Raw genomic sequence first — 13,537 nt, 5'->3', positions numbered from 1 at the left:
AAGATGCCTTTCTAACAGTGCAGTTTTCTGAATTGTGATGGAGTGACGCCGATCATCCTTTTAAACAGCTTGCTGAAATATTTTGTGTCGTTATATCCTACCAGCCCGCAAATATCCGCAACGCGATAACGCGGATCGAGCAGGAACAGCTTTGCTTTTTCCATTCGCTTGAAGGAAAGGTAATCTGTGAAGTTGACTCCGGTTTCTTTTTTGAAAAGCTCGCACACATATTTGGGATTGAGGTACACACGCGCGGCAAGATCTTTGAGGCTGATATCTTCCTTATAATGCTCGTCAATATAGGCTTTCATAATTTCAACGACAGACGTGTTTTTTCCGCGGCCCGGGCTGTTTTGCATGGCTGCGCTGCCCAGAAGGTCTGCGAGATATTGCTTGAGCTGTGCAATGGAGTGCATGGATTCGATTTCCTGTTCGGCAATCTTTTTCGGATGATTCCTGCCGTAATCGATATTGATATTTGCAAGGCAGGAGTACAGCGCGTCAAGAAAAAGCTGCGCAAGCTGGAAGACGGTGCCAGGATGATTATGAACATTATTGCGGCTTAACTCCGCAAAGATTTCCTCTACGGTTTCCTGGGCGCTGTGGGACTGGGCGTGGTTTAAAAAGCGCGTCAGCAGGCTCCGGCTTCGCTCTGTAAATATCTCCGACGCGCAAAGCGGCTCGCTGTTTGATTCCGACAGGTCTATGATTTGCCCGGTTCCAAGGGATATCCTTGCCCTTACCGCGTTTTGTGCGGATAAAAAGGAGTGCGGAAGCTCCCGGAAGGAACAAACGATATCTCCTATGCCAAGGGTTACTTGGTAACGGGCAATGTGGGGAACGCGTTCGCAGCAAAAGTGAAAAACCTCTTCGGCAAGCATGCGAATCTGTTTTTCCATGGCGGACGCGTAATTTGTAATGCAAATAACGGACATATTGGTTCGTATGACGCATGCGTCAAAGCATATGGGCTTCATGTGCTCGTACCATTGCTCTGTAATGCTTTGCAGCACAATGTGGTTGAGATCAGAGGACGAAGTTCCCTTCTGATCCAGAATAATCTGGAAAACCTGAAAATTACCGCTTTCAAAGGCACTTCCAAATTCTTCGTTGAATTGACCGAGAGAGAACCCCGGCGCAAGCTTGGGGCTGGTAATCAGGTAATTATACATAAATTGCTCGCGGTATTGCCGCCGGCTCTTTTTCAGTTGTTCATCCAGCATCTGCTTTTGGTTGGAGGGATGGTCTGCCGCCAGCTCTGTTTTCAGTTTTTCCAGAAGCACGGAAAGGTCCTCCGGCTCCACAGGCTTGAGCAGATAACCGAGCACGCCGGAATCAATCGCGGTTTTGGCGTAGCCAAAATCGCTGTAGCCGCTGATGATCACAAATTTTGTCGTAAGTCCACAGGCTTTGGTTTCCTTGATCAACTCGAGGCCGTCAAGCCCCGGCATACGGATGTCTGTAAAAACGAGGTCCGGTTTCAGATCCTTAATTGCCTGGAGCGCGTCGTTTCCGTTATAGGCCTGTTTTACGACCGTATATCCAAAATCCTCCCATTTAATAATATTGCAGATAAGCTTGCATACCCATACTTCGTCGTCTACGATCATAGTCCTAATCATGTTCTTCCTCCTATTTTTGCATGAGGGCAATCATACTGCTTTGCAGTGCTTCTTTTTTGGAAAGCTCGCCTTTGATCTGCCCGTCGTAAATAATGATGAAACGGTCGCACAAATCCTGCGCTTCCTCCATGTTGTAGGTGGCGATCACAATGCTTACGCCGTCGGCGGCAAGCTTTTTGATGAAGCGCCGAAAGAATTGCTTTGTTTGCAGGTCGATATCGTTGATTGGCTCATACATCAGAAGAATACGAGGATGGTGGACCATACACTGTATGAGCTGTACCTTTTGCTGGATACTGCTGCTTAGCTGCCCAACGGGCTTTTGAAGGCAGCTAAGCGGAATACTCATTTTTTCCAAAAGCTCTTTGGCGTAATGCTTCTCGATGTGGGGCTTCAAAAAACCGAATTGCCCAAGCTTTTTTGCAGCGCACAGCGAAATGTTTTCAAGCACGGTAAGCTCGGAGACGAGGCTTGAATGAGAGCGGTCTGATGTGAAATATCCAATGCCGTATTTTTTAGCATCCGCAGGGTGACGGATTTGTATTGGAACCCCATCGAGCAGCATACTGCCGCTTTTTTTCCTGAGAAAACCATACAACAGCTCGAGCAAAACTGTTTTGTTGCCGCCTGCGGGACCGATAATTCCAAGTGTTTCGCCTTCGTTGACCACAAAATTGACATTTGCAATAAGACTGCTGCAAAGGTTTTGCACCTCGAAGACAGGATGCTTTTTAATCTTATGCTCCTGTGGAAGACGGATGCTGTCTTTGCCTGCCATGGCAGCAATGAGCGTATGCTCGTCCGGCTTTTTTTCGTTTGTGTCAAAAATTCCTGCGGCGACTCCGTCCCTCAGGACGAGGATACGGTCCGCAATGCTGAGTGCGTCCCTGATGCTGTCCGTAGCATAGAGGACAGATGATTTTTTTTGTTTGAGCAGGGAAATCACATAATTCATTTTTTGCCTGGTTATGTCGGAATAGCCAAGAGTTGCCTCATCCAGGATCAGCAGGCATGGATCGGCGCTGAGGGCGCCTGCAAGCTCAACGAGCGATTTTTCAGGGCCGCTCAGGTCTGCGGCGGGCGTATCGGGAGAACGGTAAAGGCCGACCATATGTTCGAGCCGCTTTGTCTGTTCAGAATTTTGCTGGCGTGGAATCATAAATTGCTGCTGCCTGAGCAAAAAAATATTTTCGGAAATCGATAACGCATCCACGATTTTGCCGTGTTTCTGCACAATGTGGACGCCAAGGGCCTGCGCATCCTCCGGCGAGTGGAAACAGACGGGCCTGCCCTGAAAAAAAATTTGTCCGGAATCCATATGCCATATGCCTCCAAGTATTTGTGCAAGGCAGCTTTTTCCTGCGCCGCTCGCACCCAGAACGACAAAGGTTTCCCCTTCGAAAATGTGGAAGGTCACATGGCTCAGGATAGATTTTTGGTGGATGCTTTTACAAATTGCGTCGGCACGCAAAAGTTCTTTTCTCAACAGGTTTTCCTTTCCGGTAACTGAAACATTGCGTCAATAAGGCGCGCACCCCTTAAAAAGCAGGGCGTTTGAAAATAAACAGCGTATCAAATCTGTTAAGAAAATTATACCTTGACCAGACATTGGAGCAGTAGGGAGACAAATTCCATATAGGGGGGAATAAATCCTGATTTTATAAATATTTTGCGGAATTTTGTCCGCCTTTGAATCAAAATAAGGAGGCAGGCGGCAAAAGATATGGAACTATTACCCTGAATTCTGACTTCAGGCGCCTTTTTTTCAGGAATTTTATCGAATACCATAATACTATCATCATTTCTTCACTCCGGCAGCAAAACAAATGCGTTTTACAGATTAAAAGTTTGAAATCAAAAACGGATTGCTATTTTGGATATCGATTTCTGTATGATACAGAATAAAATAAACATATTTCAGGAGGAAACAAAATGAAGAAGATTGCGATTGTATTGGTGGTTTTGTTCGCGCTGATGAGCGTAACGCTCGCAGGCTGCGGCGCGCCGGCGGCAGAGTCCGCCCCATCCGGCGCACAAACGTCCGCGCAGGCGTCTGAGGCTGCGTCCGTTGAGCCGGAAGCCTCGACCACCGGCGAAGAGACCGGAAAGACGGTTAAGGTGGGCGTTGCAATGAAGACGCTCGATAACCCGTACTTTATTGCATTGGCAGAAACCCTCGAAAACCTGTGCAAAGAAAAAGGCTGGGAAGTAACTGTACTCGATGCAAAAAACGATATCACGGAAGAGACAAAGAATATCGAGACATTTAACTCGCAGAACATGGATATCGTATTTTTGGATGCAATCGATACGCTTTCCTGCGCTCCGGCAGTAATGGCGGGGAAAGAAGCGGGAATCCCTACGATTGTCGTGGACAGCGGCATTGATCCGAGTGCGGGAGCCGCAACATCAATTAGCTCCGACAATCAAAACAACGGTATCGAGGTAGGAAAATACGCCGCAAAATATTTTGGAGACAAGCAGATTACGGCAGCACAGATCAGCGGTACGAAAGGCCATCCGACCGGATTGATCAGGCGCGCGGGCATTTATGCGGGCATTTTTGAAGCAAGGCTGGGCCTGAGTCCGGAGGACGCGTGGAACAGGGCGCTTGAATTTGAGCAGCAGCTTACGGATAACGGCAAAGCGAGCGACGAAGAGGCAAAGCTTGAAATTGTCGGACAGGGCTGGGGAAACTGGACGGCAGACGGAGGACTTCCGGCGATGGAAGACCTGTTGGTTGCAAACCCCAACATCAACGCAGTATTTGGAGAAAACGACAATATGCTGATTGGCGCGATGACGGCGCTTGAGAATGCCAATAAGCTTGATTCCGTTGCGATTTTTGCATCCGCAGACGGTCAAAAGGAAGCGTATGAAATGATCAAGGAAGGGACGGCCTACAAAGCCACAGGCGAAAACAACCCGGTGAAGGTTGCGGAGCAGGCAATGAATATCGCTTCGCAGATCATTGACGATGGAAAAGATCCCTATTCTTTCGAAGCGGAGATCTTTACAGATGCAAATTGTGTCAACCCGGAAAATGTCGACCAGTTCTACGATCCGGATTCCTTATTCTAAGAAGCAAAACCGCAGGCGGTCCTTTGGGGCCGCCTGCAAAAAACAAACAGAGGAGGGCAAAATCTTGCAAAGCGTTTATAAGGTCGAGATGGAAGGGATCACAAAGACGTTTGGCGGCGTATACGCCTTGAAAAACGCTTCGTTCCGTGTGAAGCCGGGCGAAATACACGCGCTTGTAGGGGAAAACGGGGCAGGAAAATCGACACTGATGAAAATATTATCCGGAGCGGTACAGATGGACAGCGGGACGATCCGCATCGACGGGCAGGCGTGCAACATAACATCTCCCAAAGTGAGCAAGGATCTTGGCGTAGCCGTTATTTATCAGGAGTTTATGCTTGCGCCGCATCTTACGGTGGCGGAAAACATTTTTATTGACAGGCTTTCAGGGAAAAAACCGGTGATCGACTGGCGAAATTTGAAAAAACAGGCGGGAGAGCTTCTGGATAAGCTGGGATTTGGCGATATCGACGCGGGTATGCCCGTTGCAGACCTGCCGGTGGCTTACCAGCAAATTGTGGAAATCTGCAAATCACTGGCAAAAAACGAAAAAATACTGGTGCTGGACGAACCGACGGCAGTACTCACCTTCAGCGAAATTGAAAAACTGTTTGGGCTCCTGCGTTCGTTGCGGGCCCAGGGGATTGGAATCGTATATATTTCCCACCGGCTCGATGAAATTTTTGAACTGTGCGACGCAGTGACCGTATTAAAGGACGGAATGCTGGTAAAGGAATTGAATATAAAGGACACCGATAAAAAGTCACTGATCAACCTGATGGTCGGAAGGGAGCTTTCGACATTGTTCCCGGAACGAAACGCAACAATCGGTGAAACGCTGCTTGAGGCAAAGCACATCTGCGCGGGCAGGATGGTGGACGACGTATCGTTTTCTGTGCGGCGCGGGGAGGTTCTTGGCTTCAGCGGACTTGTGGGCGCGGGCAGGACAGAGACGATGCGTGCGATTTTTGGAGCGGACAAAATGGAAAGCGGGCAGGTCGTATACCAGGGAAAAGAGGTGCTGCTGAAATCGCCCGTAGACGCAGTCGGCAGGAAGATCGGGCTTGTGCCGGAGGACCGGAAAAACCAGGGAGTGCTGATCGAGCAGTCCATCCGTGTGAATACAACGCTTACCTCGCTTGGGCGGGTGAGCAAGATGGGAATTATAAAGCATAAAAAGGATAAGGAATTCTCCAAAAAAATATTGGCGGAGCTTGCCACGAAATATGCCTCCGTGGAGGATAACGTCTCCAGCCTTTCCGGAGGAAACCAGCAGAAGATCGCGCTTGCAAAATGGCTGGCCGCGGACTGCCAGTGTATGATACTCGACGAACCGACGCGTGGGGTGGATGTAGGCGCAAAAGCGGAAATTTATAAGAACATCAATAAGCTTGCCGAGTCGGGAATGGCGATCATTATGATTTCTTCCGAAATGGAAGAGATCATCAATATGTGCGACCGCGTTATGATCATGCGGCAGGGAAAAATCGTCGGGGAGCTTGAAAAAAATGAGATGACAGAAAATAATTTGATCAAACTATCAATGGGGGTCAGATGAGATGGAAAAAGAACTGAATACGGGTTTCAAAAAGGGATTTTCCAGATTTATTGTAAAATACAACACTTATATTATGCTGGCGGGGCTTATTATCATCTGTATCAGCATATCGCCGGACTTTTTTACGGTAAACAATATTATCAACATCGGCAGGCAATACGCGGCGCTCACTGTAATCTCGATGGGAATGCTGCTTGTGATACTGACAGGAGGCATCGATCTTTCGGTCGGCTCGGTGATGGCTCTTGGCGGCGTGATCGTGGCGCTTTTCCTGAACAAGTTTAATGTCAGTACGCCGGGCGCGGTGGCAATCACCATACTTGTGGGCGCAGGGCTTGGAGCTTTTGCGGGGTTTCTGGTGGCAAAGGTCAAGATGGCGCCGTTTATTGTGACGCTGGCGGTGATGACCATTGCAAGGGGCGTGGCGTTTATGGTGTCAAACGGAACGCCGATTAAAATACCGGCGGGAACCATCGAAGCGCTGGGAACCGGCATGGTGTTCGGCGGACTGCCCACACTGGTGCTGATTGGGATCATAGCAGTCGTATTGTTCTGGTTCCTGCTCAAATATACGTCGTTCGGACGCCTTGTGGTGGCAATCGGCAGCAATGAAACAGCTGTGACGCTGGCGGGCATCCGCGTGAAATCGTATAAAGCGTCCGTGTATATTATTTCAGGGATTTGCGCTGCCGTTGCGGGCATACTGACGGCTTCAAGGACTGCGATGGGGTCTCCTGTCGTGGGGGATGGCTTTGAGCTTGACGCAATCGCTGCGTGCGTCATTGGCGGGGCGAGCCTGTCCGGCGGCGAGGGCTCGGCGGTAAAAACGCTGGTCGGCGTACTGATTCTGGCATTGATCGGAAATATTATGAACCTGCTGGCAGTGCCGTCCTATCCGCAGGATGTGATCAAGGGCTTTATAATCATTGCATCCGTGCTGCTACAGGTCGCAACGTCAAACAGGAAAAACCAGGGCGTTTAAAAAAGGGAGGTTTTATGATGGACAAAAAGATGAAGGCGCTGCGTGTGTATGCGCCGTATGATTACAGGGTGGAGGAAATAGACGTTCCACAAATCGGCGACAACGAAATTCTGGTAGAAATCCGTGGATGCGGTATCTGCGCCGGGGATGTAAAAACCTTGCATGGAGGGCAGCGCGTATGGGGCACATCCCCTGAAACAGCTTATATCGAAGCCCCTGCAACCGGCGGGCATGAATTTTATGGCGAGGTTGTGGATTTTGGGAAAAATGTTCAGGGAATCAAAAAAGGGCAGCTTCTTCTTGCGGAGCAGATACTGCCGTGCGGTGAGTGTAAATTTTGCCGCGAGGGAAACTATTGGATGTGCCAGCCCCACCATATTTACGGCTTTAAGGATGACGCGCAGGGGGGATTTGCGGAATATATGAAATATGCGGAAAAAAGCGTGCTGCATCCGCTGCCGGATGATTTTACAATTCAGCAGGCCGCGCTTGTCGAGCCGTTTGCATGTGCGATGCACGCCGTGGAACGGGGCGGAATCACGCATGAGGACGTGCTTGTTATCAGCGGGCTCGGGGCGATTGGCCTTGGCATGATAAACGCGGCAAAAAAGCTCGCGCCAAAGCTGATTATAGGGCTTGATCTAAAAAAGAGCAGGCTTGAAAAGGCAAAGGAATTTGGCGCGGATTATGTATTCAACCCGCTTGAGACGGATGTGATAAAAGAAATCCGAAAGCTGACGGACGGCTATGGCTGCGACGTGTATATCGAAGCGTCTGGCAGCGAGCCGAGCGTGCGGCAGGGGCTTGAAATGATACGGAATCTGGGACGGTATGTGCAGTTTGGCGTTTTCCCCACAGATATCACAATAGACTGGAATATCATTGGGGATACCAAGGAAATAGACGTCAGAGGATCGCATTTGAGCGGCCATTGCTATGACGCGGTGATCAAGGGCATTGCCGACGGCACAATACGCACGGACGGAGTCGTGACGCATATCTACAAGCTTGACGACTGGAAGGAAGCGTTTGAAACGGCGGAAAAAGATCCGAATGCAATCAAGGTTGTTTTACAGCCATAATTGTTTTCTTCACAAGGACTCTAAAGGATGATACCAAAAAGCCCCGGCAAGAGCAGCGGACTCTTTCGGGGCATTTTTGGGTAAAAGCCTTTCAAATAAAAAACAGGGGTGTTATGATAGAGGAAAGAATTTCTATTGGAAACAATCATCTGTTTTAACAAAAGAATATGGGAGGGAAATATGAAGAAAATCGTTGTGATCGGCGCGGGCAGCGCGATGTTTGCAAAAAAGCTCATTGGGGATTTGATGCTGTTTGACGATATGCAAATCGACAATATATCACTGGTTGACCTCAATACGGAAAAGCTTGAGGTGATGAAGCAGGTTGCAATTCAGCTTTGCCGCCAGGCCGGGAAAGAAGTGACGGTTGAGGCGGCGAGCGAACGCCGGGAAGTGCTTGCGGACGCTGATTTTGTAATCAACACGATCAACGTCGGAGGCCCCGGGCAGTATCGTAAAGACCTTGAAATTCCGGATCGATACGGGCTTGACCAGGTGATCGGCGATACCATCGGGCCGGGAGGTATGTTCCGCTTTTTGCGAGCGTATCCGCAGATTTACGCAATTTGCAAGGACATGGAGGAGCTGTGCCCGGATGCGTATTTCTTCAATTATACAAATCCTATGGCGCCGTTGTGTCTCGCGCTCAGCCGTACCACAAGCATTAAAATTTTCGGATTCTGCCATAACGTGCAAAGCACGGCGACACAGCTTGCGGATTATCTGCGCATTAAGGATATGTCGCGCATATCCTACTGGGCGGCGGGTATTAACCATATGGACTGGTTTTTGGAATTCAAGGTGGACGGCAAGGACGCTTACCCCGCACTGCGAGAAATTTCAAAAACATATGAGCAAATTGAATGCCTTGCGCAATACGAACAGGATTATAAATCTTATGGAGTAACGCTTTACGATTTCGTGCGGTTTGACGTTATGAGGCATTTTGGGTATTTTGTGTCGGAGTCTCCGCTGCACCTGTCGGAATATCTTCCTTATTTCAGGAAAAACGAAGAGGAGATTAAGCGTTTGCGCATTGACGACCGCTGGTGGCTTGCCCATGAGGAAGCGGCGGACGACTATTTCGAGGAACTGAAAGGCCTGCTTGACAAAGGTGAGGAGATACCGATGGAGAAAACCTTTGAATATGCACCTGAGATCATTCACGCGTATTATACAGGAAAGCCGTTCCGCGCGAACCTGAATGTGAAAAATACCGGGCTTATCACAAACCTGCCAAATGATTGCGTTGTAGAGGTGCCGTGCTATACGGACACCGAAGGCATCCATACCTGCTATGCGGGAGCGTTGCCGGACGCGCTTGCAGCCCTTAACCTGACAAATGTAAACGTTCATAAGCTGATGGCGGACGCGGTCGTCACAAAAGACATGAAATATATCTATGAGGCTGTGAAGCTTGATCCATTTACGGCGGCAAAGCTGACACTCGACCAGATTCATGCAATGGTGGATGAGCTTATGGCTGCGAATGAGGAATATATTGCCTACATGAAATAACCGGGATAAGCCTGGAACACAAAAAAACATCCCTGCCAGCAGGGATGTTTTTTGACATTTGATTAGTGGGCGGCGTTTTCTTCAATTTTGAGAAGTTCCAAAAAGCCGCTCAGCGCAAAGCTGTTTCCGTTGATATCTGTAATGAGCCTTACGGGCATGGAAGGAAGCGTATCCTTTAACAGGATTTGATAAGCCTCAATATACGGCTTGCCGCCGAATATCACGATTTCCTCCACATCAGTCCATTTTTTACTGATATGCTGGGCAAGAAGGTCTGTTACGGAACCGGTGATAATTCCGTTTAAGATCTGCGTGCGTTCAGCCTTGGAAAGGATGCCGAAGGTATTTGCGCCGTGCACGATTTGAACCGCGCGGCAAAAACCGTATTTACGCAGGTATTCACAGCCCTTACGCACAAATTGCTCCGTCATTGCAACGTCGCCGTGCTCCTGCTCGCCATACAGCATGGTATCGCGTGAGAGCGCATAGCGCAGCTCGCCGGTAAAAGAGGAAAGGATGTCGGTAAGCGCTCCGTCTTTCACATAACAAAACTGGGTGTGGGAGCTTGGCGCGACTACGACAAACGGCCCTTCAGGCGTATAATTGCTGGAAAGAAGCCCGACAATATCGATTTCTTCACCGCGAATGCTGCTGATGTATTCGATATTTTCCAGATCGACCACCGTGCCGTCAGGAACGTTTTTTACGCCGCGCAGCAGCCTGAGCTCGCGGTCAAAATAGCTTTCCTCATAAAACGTGACGGATTCGTCGTACATCTTTTGTGCGTTTACCGGCATCGTCATATGGGGGATCTCCGTGATTCCAAACGGGCTTGTGGCCATGCCGGAAATCCATACGCTTTCAATATCGCGTTCAAAAAGGCCGTTGCGGTCGATGAGGACGTCGTAAATTTCGCGCAGGCCGGCAAGCAGGATATCGTTACCGCCCGAAAGGGAGGAATCCTTGGTGCCCACGACCTTTGAAACGTAACCGGACGGTTTGCCGTCCCTTACCAGATAGCCCCTTGAGGTAGTTGTACCGCAGTTAATATAAATATAATTCATTTTGATACTCCTTGATAGAATAGCCGCAACTGAAACAAAAAATGATTACATTACGGCGGGAAGGGAAGGTCTGGACGCGTGTCATATCAGAATGATACGCCAACGCCTGCTTGTTTTTATTATACACATTTCAAGAGCGGGTGAAAAGGATATTTTTGCGGAAAATGAATTTTGATGCGCGGCAGGCTGCTTAATAAAACCCATGGGATTTTATCTGCCCTAAAATTTGATTGGAAAATTTACCGTATGTTTCTGCCGGGTATCTGAACAAAAGCCGCAAGCGTGAAAAAAATACGAAGCTGAGCGCAGCGGTTCAGACGTTTTTGCGCCTGAAGGAGCAGGTCGTGAAGGAACGGCCCGGATACTAATTCGTAATATGGCCAATCAAAGTCGATATCGTTGCTGAAAGGATACCGAGTACCGCAGCTGTGGCAAACTGCGCGGGTGTAAAAAAGAACAGAAAGGCCACCAGGCAGCTTTCAACCAGAATGATCGTCCGGGCCGTTTTTTTCATGTGCAGGATGCGCTGTTCTGATAAGGGATGGTTGACGTGGATGACAGGGGCAAACAGGAAAATGATGATAATACTTCCTGCGACACCTGCTGCGATGAACCAGTCAAACCCCACAAGGAAAGGGTTCAGTAACATACAGCCGATTCCAACGGAAAGGGAAAGGATTAAACAGCCAATGTGGTTTGGCGCGTGAAGTCCGCCGGAAGCGTGGCGAAGCGGCAAAAAGAAAACGATCCAGACCAGCGTAATCGGCAGCCGCCCCAATATAGCTCCGACGATCAAAATGATACCAAACGTGAGAACAGTATTGAGCAGGCACTCCATACTATACGCAAATATTTCTTTGTTTTCTTCATCCGCGCCTTTGGAAACCAGCCATTCGGCGAATTTGTTTGCAAATTTTTCCATGGTAACCTTCCTATCCAAAATATGCCAGATATTTGTTTTTGACTGCGTTAAAATATGTTTTGCTTATGGGAATCGTTGTAAAATCAGGCAGAGTAATCGAGACCGGGGAAATAGAATGAACGGCTTCGATATTTACGATAATCGACCTGTGGCAGCGTATAAATTCATCAGGCAAAGAAGTTTCGATATTTTTTAAGCGCTCCAGTTGTTTCTCAACTCCATAAATGGTATGGATCTCAGTATATTGCAAGGAGCTTGAAAAATAAAGGATATCATGATACTGGATTCGGGAGATACTGTTTTTACTCTTGCGGAAACAATAGATCGAGCTTTTCTTGCGTGATAAATCAACTGATATTTTATTCATACACTCTTCGATATCCGAATACATAGCGGGTTTGACCAAATATTGCATAGCGCTGACGCGATAGCCATCCCCTATATTTTCCCTTACGCTGGTTGCAAAAATAATAGGCACCTGCGGATTTTTTTCGCGGATATATTTTGCAAGGTCTATTCCGTTTACAGAGTTGGGAAGCATGATGTCAACAAAAATAACATCGAAAATTTCAGAAGCTTCCCATGCGAGTAAAAAGGCTTCGCCTGTAGCATAGCTTTTGATATCGATCAGATATTTATATGTTTCCGACCATTGCCGCAGGAGCCTGCCAAGACTATCGACAAAAGCCTGTTCGTCCTCTATAATCGCAATTTTAATTTTCATTGCTATCGGCGGCCCCCTTTATGGAAAAAAATAATGTAACCTCGAATTGGTCGTCAGTATATGAAATATTGTAGATTCCATCCGCATCATTTACAATTTGCCTGACGCGCTTAAGGCCGTAGCCATGACTGCCCTCCGGTTTGGTGGAAATAAGCTGGCTGTCCTTCATTTTGTAGCCGCCGGACGACTGATTGACAATATGGATCATGAGCATACCACGTTGGGGATAAATATCAATTTTGATATGCCGTTTTTCCGGATCAGGGATTTTGCTGCAGGCCTCGATTGCATTGTCCAAAAGATTTCCAAGCACTACGCACAGCTTGGTTTCGCTGATGGGAAGGCGCAGTATTTTTTGGGCATTCAAACGGACCTGAACGTTTTTCTCGCTTGCAATAAGCATTTTACTGGAAATAATTGCGTCGACTGCAGGATTTCCAGTGGCCACAAGCGATAGAATCGATTGAAAATCCTTCTTCACTTCACCGACATATTTCTTTAGCTGGTCAAAATCCTTATTTTCGATATAAATCTGCATTACCTCAAGGTAATTATGGAAATCGTGCCGCCACGCCCGCACCATTGCTTCGGTTCGTTTGTTGTTTTCATCCTCTAAATGGGCCCGCTCCAGCCGGGATTTTTCCCATAATGTTTCGCCGATTTTTTCAAACAGGAAAATAATGGAAACAATCATGGCAAGGATGGCGGCGCTGATTACCGTCAGAACAATCCGCTCCTGCGAGGAACGGTTAGAGCCGATGGAAAATGCGATTGCTTCGCCGGATGCAAAAATACCTAAAATCATGATGGCTACAATAAATATCTGGAAATAAAAAGGCAAACTGATGTGTTGGCTAACCCGTATCCGGGATAGTATCCAATTGATTGTAATAATAATCATGCAATATAGAATAGTAGTTCCAAAGCGAGACTCTGAGGGTAACAGGGTATCGCTGATATTGATACCTGACATCCATGTAAGAA

Annotated in this window: 12 protein-coding genes; 6 read left to right on the top strand and 6 right to left on the bottom strand. The window is 48.0% G+C overall.

Annotation, left to right across the window (positions count from 1 at the left end; all coding sequences use genetic code 11):
* Nucleotides 1-11 precede the first annotated feature (11 nt).
* Nucleotides 12-1,622, bottom strand: a complete 1,611-nt coding sequence (locus CHK_RS03975; RefSeq protein WP_046442740.1) for a response regulator transcription factor — start codon at nt 1,620-1,622, stop codon at nt 12-14.
* A 10-nt stretch (nt 1,623-1,632) separates the two neighbouring features.
* On the bottom strand, nt 1,633-3,108 hold the full coding sequence (locus CHK_RS03970; protein ID WP_046442739.1) for an ATP-binding cassette domain-containing protein: 1,476 nt from the start codon (nt 3,106-3,108) through the stop codon (nt 1,633-1,635).
* Nucleotides 3,109-3,554: 446 nt separating this feature from the next.
* On the opposite strand from CHK_RS03970, the gene CHK_RS03960 reads away from it, so the two are divergent.
* The 5 genes from CHK_RS03960 (at nt 3,555) to melA (ending at nt 9,843) form a co-directional block, all read left to right on the top strand.
* Nucleotides 3,555-4,703 (top strand): substrate-binding domain-containing protein, encoded by a 1,149-nt coding sequence (locus tag CHK_RS03960; RefSeq protein ID WP_046442737.1) that lies wholly within the window; start codon nt 3,555-3,557, stop codon nt 4,701-4,703.
* Nucleotides 4,704-4,767: 64 nt separating this feature from the next.
* Nucleotides 4,768-6,261: a sugar ABC transporter ATP-binding protein gene (locus CHK_RS03955; protein ID WP_046442736.1), complete on the top strand. Its 1,494-nt coding sequence runs from the start codon at nt 4,768-4,770 to the stop codon at nt 6,259-6,261.
* Nucleotide 6,262: 1 nt separating this feature from the next.
* Nucleotides 6,263-7,243 carry an ABC transporter permease gene (locus tag CHK_RS03950; protein ID WP_046442735.1) on the top strand — a complete coding sequence of 327 codons (981 nt, stop codon included), beginning with the start codon at nt 6,263-6,265 and terminating at the stop codon, nt 7,241-7,243.
* Nucleotides 7,244-7,257: 14 nt separating this feature from the next.
* Nucleotides 7,258-8,325, top strand: a complete 1,068-nt coding sequence (locus CHK_RS03945; RefSeq protein ID WP_046442734.1) for a zinc-binding dehydrogenase — start codon at nt 7,258-7,260, stop codon at nt 8,323-8,325.
* Nucleotides 8,326-8,505: 180 nt separating this feature from the next.
* Nucleotides 8,506-9,843 (top strand): alpha-galactosidase, encoded by a 1,338-nt coding sequence (melA, locus tag CHK_RS03940; protein ID WP_046442839.1) that lies wholly within the window; start codon nt 8,506-8,508, stop codon nt 9,841-9,843.
* A 62-nt stretch (nt 9,844-9,905) separates the two neighbouring features.
* Here the strand turns inward: melA and CHK_RS03935 are convergent, their stop codons facing one another.
* Nucleotides 9,906-10,907 (bottom strand): 2-dehydro-3-deoxygalactonokinase, encoded by a 1,002-nt coding sequence (locus tag CHK_RS03935; RefSeq protein WP_046442733.1) that lies wholly within the window; start codon nt 10,905-10,907, stop codon nt 9,906-9,908.
* Nucleotides 10,908-11,137: 230 nt separating this feature from the next.
* On the opposite strand from CHK_RS03935, the gene CHK_RS16560 reads away from it, so the two are divergent.
* Entirely contained in the window at nt 11,138-11,275 is a 138-nt protein-coding gene (locus CHK_RS16560; RefSeq protein ID WP_160295587.1) for a hypothetical protein, read from the top strand.
* Here the strand turns inward: CHK_RS16560 and CHK_RS03930 are convergent.
* Genes CHK_RS03930 through CHK_RS16555 form a run of 3 tightly spaced genes read right to left on the bottom strand, consistent with a single transcriptional unit; the run spans nt 11,272 to nt 13,358 of the window.
* Nucleotides 11,272-11,829 (bottom strand): accessory gene regulator ArgB-like protein, encoded by a 558-nt coding sequence (locus tag CHK_RS03930; RefSeq protein WP_046442732.1) that lies wholly within the window; start codon nt 11,827-11,829, stop codon nt 11,272-11,274. The two genes, CHK_RS16560 and CHK_RS03930, sit on opposite strands and share 4 nt — an antisense overlap.
* A gap of 10 nt (nt 11,830-11,839) precedes the next feature.
* Nucleotides 11,840-12,553, bottom strand: a complete 714-nt coding sequence (locus CHK_RS03925) for a LytR/AlgR family response regulator transcription factor (protein WP_046442731.1) — start codon at nt 12,551-12,553, stop codon at nt 11,840-11,842.
* Nucleotides 12,543-13,358 carry a sensor histidine kinase gene (locus tag CHK_RS16555; protein ID WP_160295586.1) on the bottom strand — a complete coding sequence of 272 codons (816 nt, stop codon included), beginning with the start codon at nt 13,356-13,358 and terminating at the stop codon, nt 12,543-12,545. Before CHK_RS16555 ends, CHK_RS03925 begins: the two co-directional genes overlap by 11 nt.
* Between the last annotated feature and the right edge of the window lie 179 nt (nt 13,359-13,537).

Source organism: Christensenella hongkongensis, assembly GCF_000981035.1.
Lineage (GTDB): Bacteria > Bacillota > Clostridia > Christensenellales > Christensenellaceae > Christensenella > Christensenella hongkongensis.
This window is presented reverse-complemented; position numbering and strand designations above follow the sequence as displayed.